Below are 20,935 nucleotides of genomic sequence, written 5' to 3' on the forward strand. Positions count from 1 at the left end.
AGCGTGCGGGTGGGGTGGGGTTTCAGAGGTCGCCGACGTACCCCGGGTCGATGTCCTCCGGGCTGCGCCCCAGCATGTGCGCGACCTGCTCGACGACGACGGTGCGGACGAGCTCGGCGAGGTCGTCGCGGCTCGTGGCTCGCTCCTCGATGGGCCGGCGGTAGACGACGATGCGCGCGGCGAGCCCGCTGTCGGCGGGGAAGTAGCGTCCCATGGGCACGCCCCGGCGGTGCTCCCAGGGTGCTGGGTCCGACGGCGGGACGTCCTCGACCGCGAACTCGGTCCCGGCGAGCTGCCGTGCCCACGCTCGTTCGATGCGGGCGACGGTTGCGACGACCTGGTCGTCGAAGCGTTCGGCCCGGGTACGGGCGGCGGGCAGGCTCGCGGGCATGAGGGGTCCGCGCAGGCCACGGCCGCGTCGGTCGCGGCGCCGCACGGCTGCGGCGGCGTGGGGGGTGACACGGTCGGGAAGCACGGTCCCAGCCTAGGCCGTGCGACGGGTTGTCACCGGTCCGGCGTGGGATTGGGGTCCGGACGCTCGGGCGGCATACCATCGGGCATTGTGAGACCCGTACGGCAGTGCTCGAGGACGGCGTGCCCCCGCTCCGCGGTGGCGACGCTGACGTACGTGTACGCAGACTCGACCGCGGTCTTGGGCCCGCTCGCGACGCTTGCCGAGCCGCACAGCTATGACTTGTGCGCCGAGCACGCAGACCGCCTCACGGCCCCACGGGGCTGGGAAGTGGTGCGGCTCGTGACCGACCACGTCGAGGCGGGGCCGAGCCACGACGATCTGCTCGCGCTCGCGGATGCGGTGCGTGAGGCGGGTCGTGCGACGACCCCCTCGCGGGGTCGCCACCTCGCGGAGCCCGCCCCCGTCCAGGTCGGTGAGATCGGCCGCAAGGGGCATCTGCGGGTCCTGCGGGGCGAGGGCTGACGTGTCGAACCCGTCACCGCGCAGGCGCCGCGGAGCGAAGCCGGTTGAGCCTCTCGGCTCACTGAGCGCTCCCGTGCCGACGGCGCCGGGGACGCGTGAGTGCATCGAGTGCGGGGCTCGCGAGCTCACCCGGGTCGACATGGTGCTGGCTGACGAGAGTGCTGTCGTCTTCGTGTCGTGCCAACGGTGTGAGACGACGGCGTGGATCGATGCGTCGGGCGCTGTGCTCGACCCCGAGGACGTGCTGCCGCGCATGCGCAGGCAGGGCGGCTAGCGAGCCCGCGTCCGGGCCGATGCTGGGGCGGTGCGGGCTGCGCACCGACAGACGAGGGATGCCGACGCACCCCGCTACGTGCAGGAGGAACGATGAGTGAAGCGATGAGTGACGGATTTTCCGGGGTGCCGGTCGACCCGTGGGTGCGCGAGATCCTGCGCTGCCCCGCGACGGGGGCCGAGCTGGTTGACGGCGTCGGACCTGACGGGTCACCCGAGCTGTGGTCGACCGCAGCCGAGGGCGCGCTCGCGTACCCGGTGCGCGACGGCATTCCTGTTCTTCTCGTCGAGGACGCTCGCGCGCTCTAGTTGTCCCCGGCCATGAGGTTCGGCTCGCTCTTGAGCGCCAGGCACCCGGCGCTGACACGCCGCGCGCGACGTGCGTGCGCGGCCCTACACTGATCCGCGCCCTGCCTGGGGCGTGACCGACGGTGAGGGGACAGCAGGACATGGCACACGAAGGCGGTACGAAGGCGATCGTCGCGGCGCTGTTCGCGAACATGGGGATCGCGGTGACGAAGTTCATCGCGTACCTGCTCACGCACTCCTCGTCGATGCTGGCGGAGTCGGTGCACTCGCTCGCGGACTCGGGCAACCAGGTGCTCCTGCTGCTGGGTGGCAAGCGCGCCCGGCGCGAGGCAACCCCTGAGCACCCCTTCGGCTACGGACGCGCCCGCTACGTCTACGCCTTCCTCGTCTCGATCATTCTCTTTTCGCTCGGTGGGCTGTTCGCGCTGTACGAGGCGTGGCACAAGTTCCGGGACCCGCACGCGATCGACTCCTGGCACTGGGTCCCGGTCGTCGTCCTCGTCGCGGCGATCGTCATGGAGAGCTTGTCGTTCCGCACCGCGATCGTTGAGTCCAACACCGTGCGCGGACGCTTGTCGTGGCGCGAGTTCGTCCAGCGCTCGAAGTCGCCCGAGCTTCCGGTGATCTTGCTTGAGGACCTTGGTGCGCTCGTCGGCCTCGTCCTCGCGCTCGTCGGCGTCTCGATGACCCTCGTGACGGGCAACGGCCTCTGGGATGCAGCGGGCACGGCGTCGATCGGCGTGCTCCTCATTCTCATCGCGCTCATCCTCGGGATCGAGGTGAAGTCGCTCCTCATCGGTGAGGCGGCGACGCCTGAGAACGTCACCGCGGTGCGTGAGGCGCTCGAGGGAACGCCGGGTGTGGAGTCGGTCATCCACCTGCGCACGATGCACCTCGGCCCTGAGGAGATTCTTGTGGCTGCGAAGATCGAGGTCATCGCGGCGGAGACTGCAGCCGACGTCGCTGCGGAGATCGACGCGGCCGAGGTAGCGGTGCGCGCGGCCTTGCCGGGCATCAAGGCTGTCATCTACCTCGAACCTGACCTGCGTCGCGCGGTCGAGGACGCTGCCTCAGCCTGAGCGCAGGCCCCCGCCGCCTCCCGAGCGTATGGTGACAAGACGTCTCCACATCGACGAGGAGGTCGCGATGTCGCACCGCTCATCACGCCCACGCATGATCGTCGCGAGCGTGCTGGCCGCGTTCGTTGCCGTTGCGGGTCTTGTCCCGCCGGGAAGCATCGAACGCGCCGAGGCAGCGGAGAGTCGGCCCTCCGTGTCGATCGCCGTGTCGTCGTCTGGACGATTCCTCGCAGGCGAACGCCTCTGGGTCGCGGGGCGCGTTCGAGGGGCCTCTTCGGGTCGGAGTGTCAAGGTCCAGGTGCGGGCCGAGGGCGCGAGCCGGTGGACGACGGTGTCGCGCGGCAAGACGCGAGGGAACGGCAAGTACACGCTCAACGTGCGGCCGACGTCGTCGGGGAAGGTCCGCGTCGTTGCGTCCGGGGGCGGGACGAAGTCCCGTGCGAGCGCGTCGCGCTCGATCAAGCGCGTCTCGGGCTCGCGGTCGCTCGCGTCGAGGGCGCGCCAGCTCGACGCGCGCCTCGGCAGGTCGACCGGTGCGCGCCACAGCCTGACGAAGGCCCAGCGCACCCGGACGAAGGTCAAGGGCGTCCGGTCGGTCAGCTACCGGAAGCATTCCAAGGGGATGCTCGTCGAGGTGCGGACGAGCTCGGCTCGTCGCACGTGGGTGGTCTCGGGGACGATCCTCAAGCGGTACCTCGCCGACGACGGCCCGAAGGGCCGGTGGGGCGTACCGACGACGGACGCCCGCTGCGGACTCGCCGAGTCGGGCTGCGTGCAGAGCTTCTCGCGCGGCACGCTGTACGCGGCGAGCGGTGACCGCACGGCGTCCTCCTCGGGTGCGAGGGGGCGCAAGGGCGAGGTCATCGCGGCTGCGCGTTCGCAGGTCGGTTACGCAGATCGCTACCGCGGGACGGGGCCGCACACGACGAAGTACAACCGGTGGATCTCGTCGAGCGCCGCGTGGTGCTCGATCTTCCTGTCGTGGGCGGGCAATGCGTCCGGCAACCGTGCGGGCATCCCGATCGAGCGGAACTACTCCTCGTTCGTGCGTTCCGTGCGCGCGACATTGCCGACCGGCAGCACACCGAGGGCGGGTGCGATCGCGTTCATCAGCACGCGGCCGCCGCACAGCAGTGCGAACCACGTTGCGCTCGTCACGAACGTGACACGCGGTGGACGCACCCTCAATGTCATTCACGGCAACTACGGTCCGGGCGGGGGCCGGCGCGGGGTGACGGAGCAGAAGTGGCCGTCGTCGTACCGGGTGCTCTTCTACGCCTACCCGCGTTATTGAGCGGGGTGTGAGCCGACCGTCAGGTGCGCTGGCTCGGCTCCGTTGGGCTCGGCCTGGTGAGGAGCCGCGCGAGCCATGCGGGACGCAGAACGGCGTTGAGGCCCCGTGAGACGGGGTCGAGCGCGAGGATCGCTGTCAACGCTGCAGCGGCCGTGATGGCTCCGAGGACGACGAACGGGCCGCGCGCATCCTCGAGCCACGTGACGTCGAGCAGAGGCCGGACGATGAGGGCGTGCAGAACGTAGATGGCCAGGCTGTTGCGTCCCCATCGGGTGAGCCAGGACGAGGCTCGCGGGGTGAGGAGCAGGATGGCGATGGTTCCGAGCAGACCTGCGACGAGGACGCCGCTGCGCACCACGAGCCCCGCCGTCGGCGAGAGGTCGTCGGCGCGGTAGGAGCCGTTCATGAAGAACCATCCGCGGTGCGTGCGTTCGGAGAGCACCCAGCTCGCTGCGAGGAGCGCGACGAGGTAGATCCCGCCCGCGGTACGCCACCGGGCACCGGCTGAGCGCAGCCGGTCGACGAGCGCGGGAGTGACGCACACGCCGAGGACGTAGAAGGGCAGGAACCCGACGACGCGTCCGAGCGTGAGGGTCGAGTCGAGCGCACGCTCGAGCGGCAGGAGGAGGCTGAGCGCGGTCGCGAGAACGAGCGGGTAGCGCAGGACTCGGATGACGGGGGTCGCGAGGCGCCACAGCGCGAGCGCAAGAAGGAACCACAGCGTGAAGGCGGGTGTGAGCACGCTGGGGCGGAACGAGCCTCCGGCGAGAGCTGTTCCGATCGCGCCGTGGAGCAGGTCGAGAAGAACGTAGGGGACGACGAGCGAGGTGAGGATCGCCGCCGCCTGGCGAGGTGTACCCGTCCAGTTCCGGGCGACGTAGCCGGAGACGGTGACGAAGGCCGCCATGTGGAACGTGTAGATCCACAAGTTGAGAACGTCCGCTCCCGGCGTCGTGACGGCGGTGAGGACGTGGCCGAGGACGACGAGGCCGATGAGCAGGCCACGAGCATTGTCGAGGTAAGGGTCGCGGGTCGTCACTGACCGAGAATAGGCGCGGTTGCGCAACGGGGCGAGCCGTTCTGGTCGACGGCGCCGACCCCGGGTGGCATCCTCGAATGATGCCTGGCCACTCGTTGTCCCCCCGTTCCCTTCGTTCCGCCGCCCTCGCACTCGCTGTGGGGCTCGCGGGACTCATCGCCCCGCTCCCGGCGACGACGCCTGCCGCCGCTGGAGTCCCGTTCGCCGGCCCGATTGCGGGCGCCCACATGGGCGCTGCGGCAACCTCGAGCGTCAAGGTGAGGCTCGGGGTGTCTGAGACGCGCCCGCGCGCGGGTGAGCGGCTCTGGCTCGTCGCCCAGGTCGGCGGGACGGCCAAGCGCTCGGGTCGCACCGTCGTGTTCGAGCAGCGACGCGGTGATCGATGGACGCGTGTGGCGACGACGCGGACGCCGTCGTCGGGCCGTGTTGCGGCGTTTGCTCACGTGACCCGTCAGAACGCGTTCCGAGCGCGTGTCCTCGACTCGCGCCACCGCACCCTCACGTCGGCCAAGCGCACCGTCAGGGTGACGAAGGCGTCGCGCACGCTCGCGTCGCGCGCAGCGGACCTGGGCTCGCGGCTCGGTCGGCCCAAGGGCTCGGTGAAGACCCTCACCACGACCCAGCGCAAGGCCACCCGCGTGAAGGGCGTGACGAAGGTCCGGACGCGCACGTACACGCGCGGTGTCCTCGTCGAGGTCACGCGCAAGGTCGGCAAGCGGACCGAGGTGAGGACGTGGGTCGTCACGGGTGCAACTGGCCGCTGGTATGCCAAGTCGGGCGCGGCACACGGGCGCTGGGGTGTTCCGGTCGCGGACGGCCGCTGCGGACTCATCGAGAGAGGCTGCGTCCATCGCTTCACGCGCGGGACCGCGTATGTCTCTCCGACGAGCGGCCGCGTGGCCGCGACCACGGTGCGTGGCGACCGCGGCGCGATCATCGCGACAGCGCGTTCGCAGGTGGGGTACGTCAAGGCCGCGCCCACCCCGTCACGCCAGTCGACGAAGTACAACCGGTGGATGGGCTCGAGCGCGGCGTGGTGCTCGTTCTTCCAGTCGTGGTCGTCGCAGGCCGCAGGGCTGGGCAGGACGATTCCCAAGATCGACCGCTTCCGTGACTTCCGTGCTGCGACGCTCCGCGACCTTCCCTCGGGCCGTACGCCCAGGGTGGGTGCGCTCGCGTTCCGGCACACGACGGGCCCGGCGGGCGAGGCGACGCACGTCGGCCTCGTCTCTGAGGTGACGAAGACGCGCGTGCGGCTCATCGACGGCAACACGGTCGGCCACCTGCCCGCGGGAACCCGCGGTGTCCTTGAGCGGTCGTTCCCGCGCTCAGCGATCCTCTACTACGTCTATCCGTCGTACTGACGCGCCGCGAGGGACGTCCGGGCCGACCTCACGCAGTCGCGTCGGTATCCTTACCGTGTGGTGGACTCTCCTCTCGTTCGGCCTGGCGGCCGCGTCGTCGCTGTTGTCGTCGCCTTCAACCGGCGGGACCTTCTCCAGGACGCGCTCGACGCGCTCGCGGCGCAGACGCGACCGCTCGACGCGATCCTCGTCGTCGACAACGCGTCGACCGACGACTCCGCCGACGTTGCGCGTCGGCATCCGGCAGCTCCCGTCGTCGTGACCCTCGAGCGCAACACGGGTGGGGCCGGCGGCTTTGCTGCGGGCATCGCGCACGCGGTGGCGAGCCTCGACGCCGACGGCGTCTGGCTCATGGACGACGACACGATCCCGACGCCGACGGCTCTTGCCGAGCTGTTGGCGGCGTGGGCCGCGCACCCTGTCCCGGTCGACGCGGCGGGCAGCCGCGTCCTGTGGACCGACGGCCGCGACCACCCGATGAACACTCCGCGCTCCCGCCCGGGCACGAGCCGGGCCGCTCTGGCGACGGCGAAGCGCGCGGGTGTCGTGCCCGTGCGGTCGACCTCATTTGTCTCGATGCTCGTGAGCGCGGACGCGGTGCGGACGCACGGCCTCCCGGTCGCCGACTACTTCATCTGGAACGACGACTTCGAGTACTCGTGCCGCCTGCTGCGTGAGGGCACGGGCCTGCACGTGCCCGCGAGCGTCGTCGAGCATCGCACCAAGACGTTCGGCGCGACTGACGCAGACCCGGGCGACCGGTTCTACTTCGAGGTCCGCAACAAGGTGTGGCTGTTCACGCGTTCGCACGCGCTGGGCGGCGGCGAGCGGCTCCTCTACGGTGCCTCGACGTTGCGGCGCTGGGTGCGGACGATCGCGCGGTCCCGGGCACGGGGCGTGCTGCTGCGCGCCGGCGGGCGCGGGCTGCGTGACGGCGTCCTGCGACGTCCGCAGCCGACGTCGCGGGTCCTTGCGGGTCTGGCTCTCGCCGATGATGTCGCGGCCCTCGACCGGTCGGCGCGATGACGCAAGCCCTTCCTGCGTTCTCCGTTCTGCTGCCCGTCTACCGCGGTGATCGCGCAGAGTTCCTCGCGCGCGCCTTTGACGCCGCGACCGTCGAGCAGGAGCTGCGGCCCGACGAGGTCGTCATCGTGCGTGACGGGCCTGTCGGCCCGGAGATCGCCGCCGAGCTCAGGGCGATCCTCGCGCGGGCCGTCGTGCCCGTGACGCTCGTCGAGCTCACCGAGAACGTCGGGCTCGCCCGCGCGCTCGAGGCGGGGCTCGAGCGTTGCGCTCACGAGGTCGTCGCGCGCGCCGACGCCGATGACATCTCGTTGCCGGGTCGGTTCGCGGCGCAGCTTCCGGTGATGGCCGCGGGGGCCGACCTCGTCGGCACCGCGCTCGTCGAGTTCGACGACGACGAGAACGTCACGGGCGCCCTCCGGGTGCTGCCGACCGACCCCGACGAGATCGCGCGCTACGCGCGCTTCGCGGACCCGTTCAACCACCCGAGCGTCGTCTATCGTCGCTCCGCCGTCGCGGCGGCCGGCGGCTACCAGGACCTCCACCTCATGGAGGACTACCTCCTGTTCGCGCGCATGATCGCCGCCGGGGCCAAGGTCGCCAACCTGGCCGAGCCGCTCGTCAAGTACCGCACGGGGGCAGGCTCGTACGCGCGGCGCGGCGGGCGCGCCCTGCTGCGCTCTGAGCTCTCGCTCCAGGGGACGCTGCGACGCGAAGGTTTCACGAGCACCCCGCAGGCCGTGCGCAACGTCGTCGTCCGGGGCGGGTACCGTCTCGTGCCGGAGGCCGTGCGACGTGTCGCGTACCGGTCCATGATCCTGCGCCGCGGCGCAGGGGAGAAGGAGTCGTGACCATGAGCGCGGACCTCGTCGTCGTGGGTTCGGGCCTCTTCGGCCTCACAGTCGCGGAGCGCATGGCGTCCGCGGGACGCAAGGTCGTCGTCCTCGAGCGTCGTGACCACCTCGGTGGCAATGCGTGGAGCGAGATCGAGCCGACGACGGGCATCGAGGTGCACCGCTACGGCGCGCACCTCTTCCACACGTCGAACGAGCGCGTGTGGGAGTACGTCAACCGGTTCACGTCGTTCACCGACTACGTCCACCACGTGTATACGACGCACCGGGGCGAGGCCTACCCCATGCCGATCAACCTCGGCACGGTCAACCAGTTCTTCCGGTCCTCCTACGGCCCCGACGCGGCACGAGCACTCATCGCTGAGCAGTCGGCCGAGCTCGAGGGCCGGCGCCCCGAGAACCTCGACGAGAAGGGCGTCTCGCTCATCGGGCGTCCGCTGTACGAGGCGTTCATCCGCGGGTACACGGCCAAGCAGTGGCAGACGGACCCTCGCGAGCTGCCCGCGTCGATCATCTCGCGGCTGCCCGTGCGCTTCACGTACGACAACCGCTACTTCAACGACACGCACGAGGGCCTGCCGACCGACGGCTACGCGGCGTGGCTCACGCGCATGGCTGACCACCCCAACATCGAGGTCCGCCTGTCGACCGACTTCTTCGACGAGTCCCACGAGTACGCCAAGAGCAAGGTCGTCGGACGCATCCCCGTCGTGTACACGGGCCCGCTCGACCGCTACTTCGACCACAGCGAGGGCCGACTCACGTGGCGCACGCTCGACTTCGAGCAGGAGATCTGCGAGACGGGCGACTTCCAGGGCACGTCGGTGATGAACTACGCCGACGAGGACGTGCCGTACACGCGCATCCTCGAGTTCCGCCACTTCCACCCCGAGCGGGACGTCCAACGCGAGCGCACGGTCATCGTGCGCGAGTACTCGCGCTTCGCGGAAGAGGGCGACGAGCCCTACTACCCGGTGAGCACCCCCGAGGACCGGGAGCGGCTGCTGCGCTACCGCGAGCGCGCGGACGCCGAGGACCGCGTGTTCTTCGGCGGGCGGCTCGGCACCTACCAGTACCTCGACATGCACATGGCGATCGGCTCTGCGCTCTCGATGGTCGACAACCACCTCGCGCCCCTATGGGGCGAGCAGTGAGCGCCGGCGCGTTCGGGTCCCGGCACGTGCGTTCGCTCCAGCGGTGGGCCATGGGGCGCGCGCGGCGATCGCGCTTCTTCCCCGTGACGATCCCGGACCGGCTCGGTCAGGACGACGAGCTCGCCGGGACCTCGCTCGAGCACCGCGTCGTCGTGTTCTTCCCCGACACGCTCGAGAGCCTCTACCAGCTGCGTCCGTGGCTGCCCGCGCTCGAGGCGCTCGACGCCGTCGCCCGCACGGTCGTCGTCTGCCAGGACTCGCGCACCGCGCGAGCTGTGCGCGAGGCCTCGACCCTCGACGTGCTGACGATCGCCCGGTACGGGCGCATGGACGACCTGCTCGCGCACTCGGACGTCCGGCTCGCGCTCTACGTCAACCACTCGCCGCGCAACTTCGAGAACCTGCGGTTCACGTCGCTCACGCACGTCTACCTCGGCCACGGTGAGTCGGACAAGGGCGTGAGCGCGTCCAACCAGGTGAAGGCATACGACTTCTGCTTCGTCGCGGGCCGCGCGGCCGTCGATCGCCTGCTCGCCCACGTGCCGCGGTACGACGCCGAGGCGCGCTGCGTCCTCACGGGTCAGCCGCAGCTCGACTCGAGCGGCCTGCTCGCACTGGCCGAGCGCACGACGACGCAGCGCACGACGGTTCTGTACGCGCCGACGTGGGAGGGCGCTCAGCCGTCCGTCGCGTACTCCTCCGTGCTCACTCACGGTGCCCGCCTCGTGCGCTCGCTCCTCGCCGACGGCCGCTACGAGGTCGTCTACCGGCCCCATCCCCTCACGGGCGTGACGTCGGGGGAGTACGGCGCGGGCGATGCGGAGATTCGTGCCCTGCTCGCTCAGGCGGGCGGCGCCCACCGTGTCGACACCTCGCCCGACCTTGCCGCGGCCTTCGCACGCGCGGACGTGCTCGTGTGCGACGTCTCGGGTGTCGCCCTCAACTGGTTGCCGACCGGTCGGCCGTTCCTCGTGGCCCGGCCGGGCCCGGGGGCCATCGTGCCTGAACCGGCGCCGATCCTTGCCCCCGAGCGCATGCTCGAGGCGTCCGAAGATGCGGCGGAGGCCGTCGCACGCGCACTCGAGACGGCCGATCCGGCCGCCGCTCGCGCGCTCGTCGAGCATTACCTCTCCGACACGACGCCAGGCCGCGCAACCGCGCGGTTCGTCGCCGCAGCACACGCTCTCGTGGAGGGCACCGACCCGCAGCGCGCGGCCACGGCCGCGGGGGCCGGATAGGCCGGAAGCCGAGGAGGCTGACACAATGCAACGTCGGAGCACCGGACGGACGGAACCTGTAGGGATGAACGCGTGACGACTGACGCGACGAACGGCGCGACGGAGGGCATGACACCCGCCGAGATCGCGCAACGGTACGGACTCCAGCAGATGGGCGTCCGGCCAGGTCTGCGCGAGTACTTGCGCGCCGTGTGGGAACGTCGTGACTTCACGCTCGTCCTCGCGCAGTCGAAGGCCGAGGCCGAGAACCAGAACACCTACCTCGGGCGGGTGTGGGACATCCTCAACCCCACGCTCAACGCCGCGGTCTACGTGCTGATCTTCGGTCTGCTCCTCAAGACGCGCGACGGCATGAGCAACGTCGTGGGGTTCATCGTCGTCGGGACGTTCATGTACAAGTTCTTCTCCGACTCCGTGACGGGCTCCGCGAAGGCGATCCCGCGCAACCTCAACTTGGTGAGATCGCTGCACTTCCCGCGCGCGGTCCTTCCGATCTCGTCGGTCCTGGCGGAGCTGACGATGCTCGCGCCGGCGCTCGGCGTCATGGCGTTGTTCGTCATCGTGTCGGACAGGTGGATGTTCGGCATCAACTCGCAGCCGACCTGGGCCTGGTTCCTTCTGCTGCCCGCGGTCCTCATGCTCTTCATGTTCAGCACGGGAGCGGGGTTCGTGCTGGCGCGCCTCGGTGCGCGGTGGCCTGACATCCTCAACTTCCTGCCGTTCGTCCTGCGCATCGGCATGTACGCCTCCGGCGTCATCTTCAGCATCGACCACTACATCCGGGGCAATGAGGCCCTCGGGGCGATCATGAACTACCAGCCGGTTGCGGTGTACCTCAACCTGGCGCGGCAAGCGGTCCTCGATGAGCCCTCGGCGCCGCTTGCGCTCGACATGTGGCTCGTCGGGCTGGCCTGGGCGATCATCATGCTCGTGGTGGGCTTCATCGTGTTCTGGCGGGACGAGGCGAGGTACGGACGTGACTGACGAGTTCGATGTCGAGGTCGACGCCGATGACCTCACCCCGTATGCGGACGAGGAGACCGTGCTCGGCAACCCGTCGGTCGTCGTCGATGACCTTCACGTGACCTACCGGGTGCTCGGCTCGCGTGGTAAGCCTGCGCCCGACGCCGAGCAGCGAGGCCTCCGCAGGCTTGTCAACCGCACCCTGCGCACCACTGGCGGAGTCACTGAGATCCACGCGGTGCGTGGCATCTCGTTCGTCGCGCACCACGGTGAGTCAGTCGGCATCCTCGGGACGAACGGCTCGGGCAAGTCGACGACGCTCCAGGCGCTCGCCGGGCTCATTCAGCCCTCACAGGGCTCGGTGTACGTCTCCGGCATCCCGTCGCTGCTCGGGGTGAGCGCGGTGCTCGTGCGTAAGCTCACGGGCGCGCGCAACATCATGATCGGTGGGCTTGCGCTCGGTCTCACCAAGGAGGAGGTCGAGGCGCGGTTCGACGAGATCGTCGAGTTCGCTGACATCGGCGACTTCGTCCACCTGCCGATGACGACCTACTCGGCAGGCATGGCTGCACGCCTGCGGTTCGCGATCTCGACCGCCGCCGTCCCCGACGTCCTCATGATCGACGAGGCCCTCGCGACGGGCGACGCCGCATTCCGCGAGCGGAGTCGCGAACGAGTCGACGAGATCCGCCGTCAGGCGGGGACAGTTTTCGTCGTGTCGCACTCGCTCGCCTCGATCAAGTCGATGTGCTCGCGTGCCATCTGGATCGACAAGGGCCTGCTGCGCATGGACGGTCCCGCCGACGAGGTCGCGGCCGCCTACCACGAGCACACCCGCTCACGCTCGGGTGCGAGCAGATGACCCGGGCGGCACTCCTGCGCGTCGGGGCGGTTCTCGCGGCGAACATCGCGGTCATCGTCAACGTGGCGGCCGCGCTCGCCGCCCTCCTCGTCGTCGCGGACGTCGAGGCTGGCATGTGGCTCATGGCCGCGACCATCGCAGCCGTCGTCGGGTTCATGCGCCCCGTCTCCGGTGCCATGCGCGCGTTCGGGGGCACGGGGATCCTTCGGCCACCCGGTCGTCTGGGCCTGGGCACCTTCGCCGTCTCCCGCTCGCTCGCGGCGGTGCTCGTCGCGCTCGTCACCGACACCGTCGCGGGCCGCGTCCTCGCGGGCGCGCTCCTGGCCCACGTACTTGCCGAGCCGGTCCTCGGGCGCCTCGCGGGCACCTGGCAGCCTGTCGCGCTCAACGCTCCGTGGGTGCGCGAGCAGCGCCCGCCGCGCCTCGTCCACGTCGTCGCCCCGGCCGCAGGTGTCGTGCTGTTCGTCGCCCTCGTGCTCGTCGCGCTGGGCGTGAGCCTGCTGCCCGTGCTCGTCCTCTCGGGTGTCTCGCTCGCTATGGGCCTCCTCGCGGGTGTCGACGGGCTCGTTCGCCGGCGGGCGGGGCTCCGTGCCGAGGCAGCGCTCCACGCGGGACTCCGCGCATACGCGCCGCGCTTCGTCCTCTACTGGGAGGCAGGTCTCGAGACCGCGTACCAGATCAGCATGTGGCTGCCGTACCTCGAGCAGCTGGGCGAGCGGTTCGTCGTCGTGCTGCGCCACCCGCGCAACATCGCGACCGTCGCCGAGCTCACCGACCATCCGGTCGTCGTCGTGCGGTCGATGGACGCGCTCGACCAGGTGCTCGTGCCGAGCCTCACGACCGCGTTCTACGTCAACAACTCGATCCGCAACTGTCACTTCGTACGGTTCACCGAGCTCACGCACGTGCAGCTCAACCACGGCGACTCCGACAAGGCGCCGAGCTTCAACCCGGTCATGCGGATGTACGACCTCAACTTCGTCGCGGGTCAAGCTGCCGTCGATCGATATGCCGCCAACGGTGTGACGACGCGCGCGGACTACTTCCGCATCGTCGGACGGCCGCAGGTCTCCGACGTCGCACCGGCATCGGCGCGGCCCGCCGGAGCGCCGCTCACGGTCCTCTACGCGCCGACGTGGGCCGGTTTCATGGCCGACTCCAACTACTCCTCGCTCCTGCAGGGCCCCGCGATCATCCGCGAGCTCGTTCGGCGCGAGGTCACGGTCGTCTTCCGGCCGCACCCGCACGCATGGCGCTCCCGCCTCCTTGCCGCGGCGTGCACCGAGATCGAGCAGATCCTCTCCGAGGACACCGCTGCGACGGGCCGCGCGCACCTCTATGGGGCAACGGCAGCAACCGAGATGTCGGTCGTCGACTGCTTCAACGCGGCCGACGCGATGATCTCCGACGTCTCGAGCGTCGTACCGGACTTCCTCTTCTCCGGCAAGCCGTTCGCGCTCGTCGCGGTGGGCCTGACCGCAGGGGAGTTCCTCGTCGCCAACCCCGTTGCGCGTGGTGCCTACGTCGTCGAAGAGAACCTCGCCACGCTCACGTCGGTGCTCGACGACCTGCTCGTCGCTGATCCGCTGCGCGCAGAGCGGCTACGGATGCGCGAGTACTACCTCGGTGACGTGACGCGCCCGGACTACGTGGGTGCGTTCGCGGAGACGGCCCGCGAGGTCATCGGTCGCGAGCGACCAGTCCTCTGACGCGCTGCGGGCCCCGCTGACGAGTCAGGACTCGGCGAGTCCCAGCTCGTCGCGCAGGACCGACACGAAGCGATCGGCGTACTCCTCGCGCGGCATGGCACCCAGGTAGTACTGACGCAGGGCCCCGCGCCGGTCGCGCGTCGGGTCGGCGCCCAGGGCGTCGTCCAGGGCTGCCGCGAGGCGGGCGCGGACTCGGTCCGGGTCGTTGACCGCCGCGACGTACCCGCCGGCAGCGAGCGGGACCTCGGTGCGGAAGCGCTCGAGGTCGTCGTGGGTTGCGAGGAGCACGTAGGGCTTCTCCGAGTGGAGGAAGTCGCCGAGCACGCTCGAGACGTCCGAGGCCATGACGTCGGCCATGTTGAAGCACTCGACGACCGAGACGTCCTCGGCGCGCGCGCCGTGGACGTGGTCGAGCCCGGTCCTCGCGGAGTCGGCGACGAGCAGCTCGACGATCTCGTCGCAGCACCGCGCGAGGCGGGCATCGTTGCGCGCGAAGGGGTGGGGGCGGAAGACGACGCGCAGCCCGCGCGAGACGAGCTCGTGCACGATCTCGGTCCCGACGCGCAATGAGGAGTAGTCGGAGTCCGTGTAGAACCCGCGCCACGTCGGTGCGTAGAGCACGGTCGTCGGTGTGCGGGGGCTCGTGGGAGCGGGGGCGACGTTCTCGACCTGAGGCCGGCCCACGATCCTGAAGTAGTTGGACTGGACGGCGACGCCGGCTGCCGCGAAGCGGTCGACCGCGGCCTGGCCCGCGACGTAGTTGCGGTCGTAGAGGCGGAAGGCGGGGTTGTGGCTCGGCACCTTGTCGGAGTCGCCGTGGTTGAGCTGCACGTGAGTGACGTCGGGGTACCGCACGAAGTGCTGGTTCTTCGTCGAGGTGTTGACGTAGAGCGCGACCCGCAGCGACGGCGTCGTCAGCTCGTCGAGCTGCTCGAGCGAAGGCCGCACGATGACCGGAACGGTCGCTGCGCCCCGGACGTCGTTGATGTTGAGGGGGTCGCGCAGGACGATGACGTAGGGCACCCCGACGCGGTCGAGGTAGGGGAGCCACATCCGGACCTGGTAGCCCGTGCCGGGGATGGACTCCCAGTGCAGGATCATCGCGGGTGCGACCTCGTCCATGAGCGCGGGGACCCGCGCCTCGAACTGCAGGCGTGCGACGGTGCGGCGGAACGCGTCGAGGCCGATGAGGGCGAGCATCGCGCTGGCCGCGACCGCGAGGAGGAGCGCGACGACGTCGCCCCCGGTGACGCGGGAGACGATCGTCGCGCTGCCCGCGACGAGCCACGCGAGCCATCCGACGCTCGGGTCGAGGACCGGCCAGTTACGGATGGGGCCGTAGGAGTCCGGGACGCCGAGGGCGTACGGCACGGCTCGCCGCAGCAGGGTGCGCACGATGGGCTCGGCGAGCAGGCTCATGCCGAGCACCCCGAGCGTTGCCAGGCGTAACGCGTCGTCCCGCGCCGAGGGCGCCAGCGTGCCGAGGACGATGAGTCGCGGGATGACGAAGGTGCCGACTGCGGTGCCCTCGCCCAGGACGAGCAGGCCGTCGCCGCCGCGCGGCACGCGCGCGATGAGCCGTCGCTGCAGGACGATCGCGAGCGCGAGCGGCACCAGCAGCGCGAGGCGGGCCTCGGCGGGCGCGGTGACGGCTGCGAGGACGGTCGCGAGCAGTGCGACCGCCGACAGGAGCAGCGAGCGTGCCCCGAGCGTGTAGAACTGCCGGACGCGTGGGGCGAGGTGCGAGCCCCACGCGAGCGGCTCGTCGTCGACGGCGTCCGCGGAGTCCACGGGTCAGGCGGTGGTGTTCTCGGAGAGCTCAGCCTCGGTCTCGTCGAGCGCGCTCGCGATCGCCGATCCGCGGTCCTGAGCCTGCTCGCGGCGGACGTCGATGACGAGGCCCGTCGCGTCTGAGACGAGGACGTCGAGCGAGGACTCGGCGACCGCCTCGGCAGAGAGCAGCGTTCCGGGTGCTTCGTCGCCGAAGGCCTGGGTGCGCATGGGGGTTGCGGTGCGCTCGGGGTTGACGACGTTGACCTTGACGCCTGCCCCTGCCCACTCCTCGGAGAGGGCCTGCGTGAGGTTGACGACGGCGGCCTTGGTCGAGGAGTAGAGCGCGTAGTTCTCGCGCCCGCGCGTGTAGGACGAGGACGTGAAGTAGAGCAGGTGCCCGTGCGTCTCGGCGAGGTAGGGGTAGGCGGCCTTGGCGACGTGGATGGGGGCGAGGAAGTTCACCCCGACCGCCTCGGCGATCTGCTCCTCGGTCGTCTCGGCGAGGCGGCCGATGCGCAGGACGCCGGCCGTGAGGACGACCGCGTCGATCTTGCCGTGCTGGGCCTTGGTCTCGGCGAACGCTGAGGCGATCGACTCGTAGTTCTCGACGTGCAGGCCCGTGGTCGACCGCCCGTGGGCGACGACGGTCGCCCCCGCAGCCTCGGCGATGCGCGCGATCTCTGCGCCGATCCCGTAGGAGCCGCCGAGGATGACGATGACGCGGCCCGCGAGCAGCGCGGTGCGCTCGGCCGTCGTCAGCTGGCTCGGGCCCTGCGAGGCAAGCTGGAAGAGCTTGTCGGCGATGAAGAGGTCGACCGGGTGGGTCACCTTGATGTTGTGCTCGGCGCCCGCGACGGTCTTGATCGGGACCTCGGGCAGGTAGGTGAGGACGACGCCGCAGTCGTCGGTCGCGGCGAAGTTCGGGTCCAAGTGCGCCTTGGCGTACGCGGCGCGCAGCACCGAGAGCTTGAACGCCTGGGGTGTCTGACCACGGCGGAGACGACTGCGCGGGGGGATCGACGAGATGACGTCGTGCTCGTCGACCTCGACGATCGTGTCGGCTGACGGGATGACGACGTCGACGGCACCGAACGTGTCGAGGGCGTCGACGCAGTCCTTGATGACGCGCTCGTCGAGCAGCGGACGCACGGCGTCGTGGAGGACGACCTTGCACTCGTCGTCACCGAGCGCGTCGAGGACGCGCTGGGTGGTCTCGTTGCGCGTCGCACCGCCCTCGAGGATGCGCGTGAGCTTGCTGTAGTGGTTGCCGAGGAGCGTCGCGACGTGCTCCGACCAGCCGGGCGTGATCATGACGATGAGCTCGTCGATCTCGGGGCTCGAGTCGAGTGCGCTGACCGTGTGCTCGAGGATCGTCTTGCCCGCGATCTTCACCATCTGCTTGGGCACCTTGAGCCCGAGACGCGTTCCGACCCCTCCGGCGAGGACGACTCCGATCGTGCGCACAGGACGACTCCTTCGTTTCGCTTCCGGAACCCTTCAGGGCACCGACGTTCTATGTTACCGGCCCGTGTCCTTCGGGAGGTCACGAGAATCCCCGGCTTGCGGATCGCTCGTCAGGCCGCTTGCGCCCGGGCCGGGCTCGGGCGGAACCTCGGTCGCGATCTCGTCGTCGAGCGGGTGACCCTGCTCGGGGACCCCGGCCGCCTCGAGCGCGGCGAGCCGCGCCTCGGAGCGCGTGATGATGCCGTGCACGGCTGCGGCGAACGTGTCATCGGCGTGGGCCGGGCAGGGGCCGAGCAGATGGGTGCGCAGGCGCGCACGCTCGGGTGCGCGGACGTCGGGGACCGTGCCGAGCGTGAGGTCGCGGACCTCGTCCCACCCGGTGCCGTCGGACAGCAGGAGCGTCCCGCCGGTCGCGGTCGGCGCGATCTGAGCGAGCTCGTCGGGTGCGACGTGCGAGGGTACGGCGATGCCGAAGGGGCGCGCTGTTGCGAGCCAGTCCGAGAGCACCGACGAGATGTCCGTGACGAGGAAGTCGGCGGCAGCCATGCACGCGTCCATGCTCACGCCGGCCGCTGCGGTGACGCTCATGTGGGCGCGGGGTGAGGCAGCGAACCAGGCGGTGTCGCGCGCGAGGATCGCGGCCTCGCGGCTCAGCGCGTCGTCGGGCTCGTCGACGAGGTCAGCGACGGCGGGGGCCGGGTGGCCGGCCCGCTCGTTGGCGGCCGCGAGCGCTGCGATGATCCGTGCGTGCGCGGCGCCGACCTCGGGCCTGCGCCGGCCCGTGAACGGGTGTGGCCGGTAGATGATCCGCACGGACGTCTCGGACGCGATGAGGTGCTCGACGAGGCGGACTCCGAGGTGCTCGACCGAGCCGTAGTCCTGCTCCTGGTTCCAGCCCTCCCAGGTGGGTGCGTAGAGCAGCGTCGGCACGGGTGAGCCGCTGCGCGCGGGCAGTGCGGCAAGCCGTGCTGCCTGCGGTCGTCCGACCTCGCGGACGTCGCTGTCGACGATGCCGACCTGGGCCCGGCGGTAGCGTTCGCGACCCGCAGGACCGGCGACCCACACCTCGTCGTAGACGCGTGTGAAGGGGTTGAACGATGCGTTCTTGTCGCTGTCGCCGTGCCCGATGAAGGCCGAGAGCACGTGCGGCTCGCGCAGCAGGTGGATGTTCTTGCCGACGTTGGCGGGGTAGAGGGCCGCCCGGACGGTCGGGAGCCCGAGTGCCATGAGGGTCGTGGCGTCGGGCACGCAGACGACGGGAAGGCGCGTGGGCGCGAGGCGCGACATGATGGCGCGCTCGCGCAGGACGACGATCGTGTCGGGTGCGGTGCGCTCGAGCGTGGCAAGCCACATGTCGGCCTGGTAGGTGGAGGCCGCGTCCCCGCTGAGGTAGAGCGCGACGCGCGGGGCGGCTGCGTCGATCGCGTCGCGGACGACGGGCATGAGGACGGCGGCCGTCCCTGCGCGCCCGAGACGCACGGCGACGAGCCCTGTGAGGAGTGCGAGCATCCCGTAGCCGGCGAGCGCGACGACCGACATCGTGAGCCAGGCCGGGCTCACAGCCGCGAGCAGCACGCCGCCGAGGATGAGGGGCTCCGCGACCGCGGCGCGCGTCGAGAGCGGGACGAGCGCGAGTGCGGGTGCCGGGAGCTGAGTGCCCGGCAGGTCGCCGAGGTTGCGGGTGGCGATCGCGGTCGTGCGCCGTGAGCGCAGAACTGATCCGGCGAGGTTGTCGACGATCCGGACGATGAGGGTGCCCGCCGCGAGGGCTGTGGTCGCTCCGAGAAGGTCGGGGGCGATCGCGACGACGGCGAGCGCCGCGAGAGCGGTGCGCCCGGCAAGACGGACCGAGTGGCCGAACGACGCACGACGCAGGAGCGCGCGCACGGCGCGAGGCAGTAGTGGCTCGCCGAGCGCAGAGACGACAAGGAGCGTCGCCGTGAGCGCGAGCGGAGCGCCGACGACGGTCGTCGCGGACGCGGCCACGAGGCCCAGTGGGACGAGTACGGCGCACGCGTTGGCTGTGGCTCGGCGGGGTGACACGGGCATGAAGGAGGACCTCGGGGGCGAGTGGGGGCGACACATCGTGGACGTCGGGTCGCGCGATCGGGCCGGGTGCGGTGTCATTGTCCCACGTGCCTGCCCCAATTCTCGGTGACGGTGGCGACCGTACTGTTCTTCAAGGGTGAGTTGATGTCCAGAATTCTCGTCCGGAGCGCGCAGCGTCCCGACGTCGTCCTTCCCGCCGGTGAGTCCTCCCGGGCCATGGGTGGCAACGCCGGCAACCTCCTGTATGCCAACGCAGCGCTCCGCGCGCTGTCGGTTGACGGCGCCGAGGTGGTCGCGGGCGCTTTCCGGATGCACAAGCATCATGACCTTGCTGCGTGGGCGCGCCGGACGAACCGTCGCTACGACCGCTTCGTCATCCCCATGTCGAACGCGTTCCGCTGGGGATTCACCGATGATCTCGAGAAGATGGCGATCGCGATCGAGATGCTCGACATCCCGGTCCATGTCGTCGGAGTGGGCGCCCAGACGACGGTCGACGCGGTCGACAGCGGCGGCCCGATCATCATGGGCCGCACGGGCTCCACGAAGCTCCCCAACGCGCAAGGCGCGGCCCGCCACGACGCGGTCGTGCGACGTTTCGTCGACGCGGTCCTTGCTCGGTCGGAGTCGATCGGTGTCCGCGGAGAGATCACGAAGCGCTATCTCACCGGAATCGGTGTCGATGCTGCGCGGGTGGATGTCATCGGATGCCCTTCGCTCTTCACGTGGGGTCCCGATCTCCGGGTCCCGAACCCACCGCAACCGCTGCCTGAGGACGCTCGGATCTCGGTCAACCTTGACCACCGGGTCGCGGGCGTCGCCGACCTCGTCGAGCTCAACGCTCGGCGCTACCGCAACCTCACGATCGCGGTTCAGGACACGCGCTCGGCGCGCGCTGTCATCGCGGGGGCCCGCGAGTTCGACATGTCGCGCTTCGATGCCCGCCTGCCCATCCACCCGGACCACGAGCTCTACCGCTCGCGCCGCATGCTCTTCTACCCGAACGCGTGGGGATGGATCGAGTCGCTCGGCGCCGAGGACTTCGTGTGTGGCACCCGTTTGCACGGGAACATCGCGGGCATCCTCGGTGGGACGCCCGCGCATCTTCTGGTCCACGACTCACGCACGAGCGAGCTCGCCGACTATCACGGCATTCCGTCGACCCGACTCGACGACCTCGATCACGTCCCCACGGTGGCCGAGCTCGCGGCGCGCACTGACTACACGCTCTTCAACGAGCTGCAGCCCGAGCGCTTCGCGACGTACCTCGATTTCCTTCACCGCAACGGGCTCGAGACTGTCTTCGACGAGGGCCGCGACGCCACTGCCTTCGACCGCTCGATCGCGGCAGGGCGCGCGACCGGACCGGTGCGGCCCGCCGTGAGCCCGCTGCAGAAGGTTGTCCAGCAGGGCCGTCGTCTGAGCGACGCGGTGTTGCGTCGCCGCGCCCCGCAGGACCACTGACGTCCGGGTGGCCGCCCGTCCCGGAGGACGGGCGGCCACCCGTTGTCCCGCACCCGCTCGAGCGGACTCGGCGCGCGTCTGCGCCGC

19 protein-coding genes are annotated in these 20,935 nt (G+C 70.4%); 14 read left to right on the forward strand and 5 right to left on the reverse strand.

What is annotated here, in order from left to right; all coding sequences use genetic code 11:
- Window positions 1-22 precede the first annotated feature (22 nt).
- On the reverse strand, window positions 23-475 hold the full coding sequence (locus tag ACTVCO_RS03510) for a metallopeptidase family protein (RefSeq protein ID WP_443726991.1): 453 nt from the start codon (window positions 473-475) through the stop codon (window positions 23-25).
- Between the two features lie 87 nt (window positions 476-562).
- Here ACTVCO_RS03510 and ACTVCO_RS03515 point away from each other — a divergent pair, with 87 nt between their 5' ends.
- The 5 genes from ACTVCO_RS03515 to ACTVCO_RS03535 all read left to right on the forward strand — a co-directional run bounded on the left by ACTVCO_RS03515 (window position 563) and on the right by ACTVCO_RS03535 (window position 3,892).
- Window positions 563-937 carry a DUF3499 domain-containing protein gene (locus tag ACTVCO_RS03515; protein WP_443726992.1) on the forward strand — a complete coding sequence of 125 codons (375 nt, stop codon included), beginning with the start codon at window positions 563-565 and terminating at the stop codon, window positions 935-937.
- Between the two features lies 1 nt (window position 938).
- Window positions 939-1,211, forward strand: a complete 273-nt coding sequence (locus tag ACTVCO_RS03520) for a hypothetical protein (RefSeq protein WP_443726993.1) — start codon at window positions 939-941, stop codon at window positions 1,209-1,211.
- Between the two features lie 104 nt (window positions 1,212-1,315).
- On the forward strand, window positions 1,316-1,519 hold the full coding sequence (locus tag ACTVCO_RS03525) for a Trm112 family protein (protein ID WP_443726994.1): 204 nt from the start codon (window positions 1,316-1,318) through the stop codon (window positions 1,517-1,519).
- Between the two features lie 140 nt (window positions 1,520-1,659).
- A complete protein-coding gene (locus tag ACTVCO_RS03530; RefSeq protein WP_443726995.1) occupies window positions 1,660-2,598 on the forward strand; it encodes a cation diffusion facilitator family transporter in 939 nt (312 codons plus the stop codon).
- Between the two features lie 67 nt (window positions 2,599-2,665).
- Entirely contained in the window at window positions 2,666-3,892 is a 1,227-nt protein-coding gene (locus ACTVCO_RS03535) for a CHAP domain-containing protein (RefSeq protein WP_443726996.1), read from the forward strand.
- A gap of 19 nt (window positions 3,893-3,911) precedes the next feature.
- Here the strand turns inward: ACTVCO_RS03535 and ACTVCO_RS03540 are convergent, their stop codons facing one another.
- Window positions 3,912-4,931: an acyltransferase family protein gene (locus ACTVCO_RS03540; RefSeq protein WP_443726997.1), complete on the reverse strand. Its 1,020-nt coding sequence runs from the start codon at window positions 4,929-4,931 to the stop codon at window positions 3,912-3,914.
- A 95-nt stretch (window positions 4,932-5,026) separates the two neighbouring features.
- Between ACTVCO_RS03540 and ACTVCO_RS03545 the strand changes: the two genes are divergently transcribed.
- The 8 genes from ACTVCO_RS03545 to ACTVCO_RS03580 all read left to right on the forward strand — a co-directional run bounded on the left by ACTVCO_RS03545 (window position 5,027) and on the right by ACTVCO_RS03580 (window position 14,098).
- A complete protein-coding gene (locus ACTVCO_RS03545; RefSeq protein WP_443726998.1) occupies window positions 5,027-6,295 on the forward strand; it encodes an LGFP repeat-containing protein in 1,269 nt (422 codons plus the stop codon).
- 60 nt (window positions 6,296-6,355) lie between these two features.
- Window positions 6,356-7,321, forward strand: coding sequence for a glycosyltransferase (locus ACTVCO_RS03550; RefSeq protein ID WP_443726999.1), 966 nt, complete (start codon window positions 6,356-6,358; stop codon window positions 7,319-7,321).
- Window positions 7,318-8,169 (forward strand): glycosyltransferase, encoded by an 852-nt coding sequence (locus tag ACTVCO_RS03555; RefSeq protein ID WP_443727000.1) that lies wholly within the window; start codon window positions 7,318-7,320, stop codon window positions 8,167-8,169. Before ACTVCO_RS03550 ends, ACTVCO_RS03555 begins: the two co-directional genes overlap by 4 nt.
- Window positions 8,170-8,171: 2 nt before the next feature.
- Window positions 8,172-9,326: a UDP-galactopyranose mutase gene (gene glf / locus ACTVCO_RS03560; RefSeq protein WP_443727001.1), complete on the forward strand. Its 1,155-nt coding sequence runs from the start codon at window positions 8,172-8,174 to the stop codon at window positions 9,324-9,326.
- Window positions 9,323-10,564 carry a CDP-glycerol glycerophosphotransferase family protein gene (locus tag ACTVCO_RS03565; RefSeq protein ID WP_443727002.1) on the forward strand — a complete coding sequence of 414 codons (1,242 nt, stop codon included), beginning with the start codon at window positions 9,323-9,325 and terminating at the stop codon, window positions 10,562-10,564. Before glf ends, ACTVCO_RS03565 begins: the two co-directional genes overlap by 4 nt.
- Window positions 10,565-10,636: 72 nt before the next feature.
- Window positions 10,637-11,548 (forward strand): ABC transporter permease, encoded by a 912-nt coding sequence (locus tag ACTVCO_RS03570; protein ID WP_443727003.1) that lies wholly within the window; start codon window positions 10,637-10,639, stop codon window positions 11,546-11,548.
- The gene (locus ACTVCO_RS03575; RefSeq protein ID WP_443727005.1) at window positions 11,541-12,389 is read left to right on the forward strand and encodes an ABC transporter ATP-binding protein; all 849 of its coding nucleotides are present in this window, start codon (window positions 11,541-11,543) and stop codon (window positions 12,387-12,389) included. The genes ACTVCO_RS03570 and ACTVCO_RS03575 overlap by 8 nt, the downstream gene beginning before the upstream one ends.
- The gene (locus ACTVCO_RS03580; RefSeq protein ID WP_443727006.1) at window positions 12,386-14,098 is read left to right on the forward strand and encodes a CDP-glycerol glycerophosphotransferase family protein; all 1,713 of its coding nucleotides are present in this window, start codon (window positions 12,386-12,388) and stop codon (window positions 14,096-14,098) included. The genes ACTVCO_RS03575 and ACTVCO_RS03580 overlap by 4 nt, the downstream gene beginning before the upstream one ends.
- A 24-nt stretch (window positions 14,099-14,122) precedes the next feature.
- Here the strand turns inward: ACTVCO_RS03580 and ACTVCO_RS03585 are convergent, their stop codons facing one another.
- From ACTVCO_RS03585 to ACTVCO_RS03595, 3 genes are read right to left on the reverse strand one after another with little or no spacing between them, the layout of a single operon-like run.
- Window positions 14,123-15,889 (reverse strand): CDP-glycerol glycerophosphotransferase family protein, encoded by a 1,767-nt coding sequence (locus ACTVCO_RS03585; RefSeq protein WP_443727007.1) that lies wholly within the window; start codon window positions 15,887-15,889, stop codon window positions 14,123-14,125.
- A 3-nt stretch (window positions 15,890-15,892) separates the two neighbouring features.
- The gene (locus tag ACTVCO_RS03590; protein ID WP_443727008.1) at window positions 15,893-17,335 is read right to left on the reverse strand and encodes an SDR family NAD(P)-dependent oxidoreductase; all 1,443 of its coding nucleotides are present in this window, start codon (window positions 17,333-17,335) and stop codon (window positions 15,893-15,895) included.
- A 54-nt stretch (window positions 17,336-17,389) separates the two neighbouring features.
- Entirely contained in the window at window positions 17,390-19,384 is a 1,995-nt protein-coding gene (locus tag ACTVCO_RS03595) for a hypothetical protein (RefSeq protein ID WP_443727009.1), read from the reverse strand.
- 144 nt (window positions 19,385-19,528) lie between these two features.
- Between ACTVCO_RS03595 and ACTVCO_RS03600 the strand changes: the two genes are divergently transcribed.
- Window positions 19,529-20,848, forward strand: coding sequence for a polysaccharide pyruvyl transferase family protein (locus ACTVCO_RS03600; protein ID WP_443727010.1), 1,320 nt, complete (start codon window positions 19,529-19,531; stop codon window positions 20,846-20,848).
- Window positions 20,849-20,935 lie beyond the last annotated feature (87 nt).

Origin of the sequence: Sanguibacter sp. A247, assembly GCF_052324925.1 — a bacterium.
Classification (GTDB): domain Bacteria; phylum Actinomycetota; class Actinomycetes; order Actinomycetales; family Cellulomonadaceae; genus Flavimobilis.

Excerpts from the sequence above, each read along its gene's own strand:
- ACTVCO_RS03535 (WP_443726996.1), top strand. The coding sequence starts at position 2,666 with ATGTCGCACCGCTCATCACGCCCACGCATGATCGTCGCGAGCGTGCTG.
- ACTVCO_RS03525 (WP_443726994.1), top strand. The coding sequence starts at position 1,316 with ATGAGTGACGGATTTTCCGGGGTGCCGGTCGACCCGTGGGTGCGCGAG.
- ACTVCO_RS03530 (WP_443726995.1), top strand. The coding sequence starts at position 1,660 with ATGGCACACGAAGGCGGTACGAAGGCGATCGTCGCGGCGCTGTTCGCG.
- ACTVCO_RS03580 (WP_443727006.1), top strand. The coding sequence starts at position 12,386 with ATGACCCGGGCGGCACTCCTGCGCGTCGGGGCGGTTCTCGCGGCGAAC.
- ACTVCO_RS03600 (WP_443727010.1), top strand. The coding sequence starts at position 19,529 with ATGTCCAGAATTCTCGTCCGGAGCGCGCAGCGTCCCGACGTCGTCCTT.
- ACTVCO_RS03555 (WP_443727000.1), top strand. The coding sequence starts at position 7,318 with ATGACGCAAGCCCTTCCTGCGTTCTCCGTTCTGCTGCCCGTCTACCGC.
- glf (WP_443727001.1), top strand. The coding sequence starts at position 8,172 with ATGAGCGCGGACCTCGTCGTCGTGGGTTCGGGCCTCTTCGGCCTCACA.
- ACTVCO_RS03595 (WP_443727009.1), bottom strand. The coding sequence starts at position 19,384 with ATGCCCGTGTCACCCCGCCGAGCCACAGCCAACGCGTGCGCCGTACTC.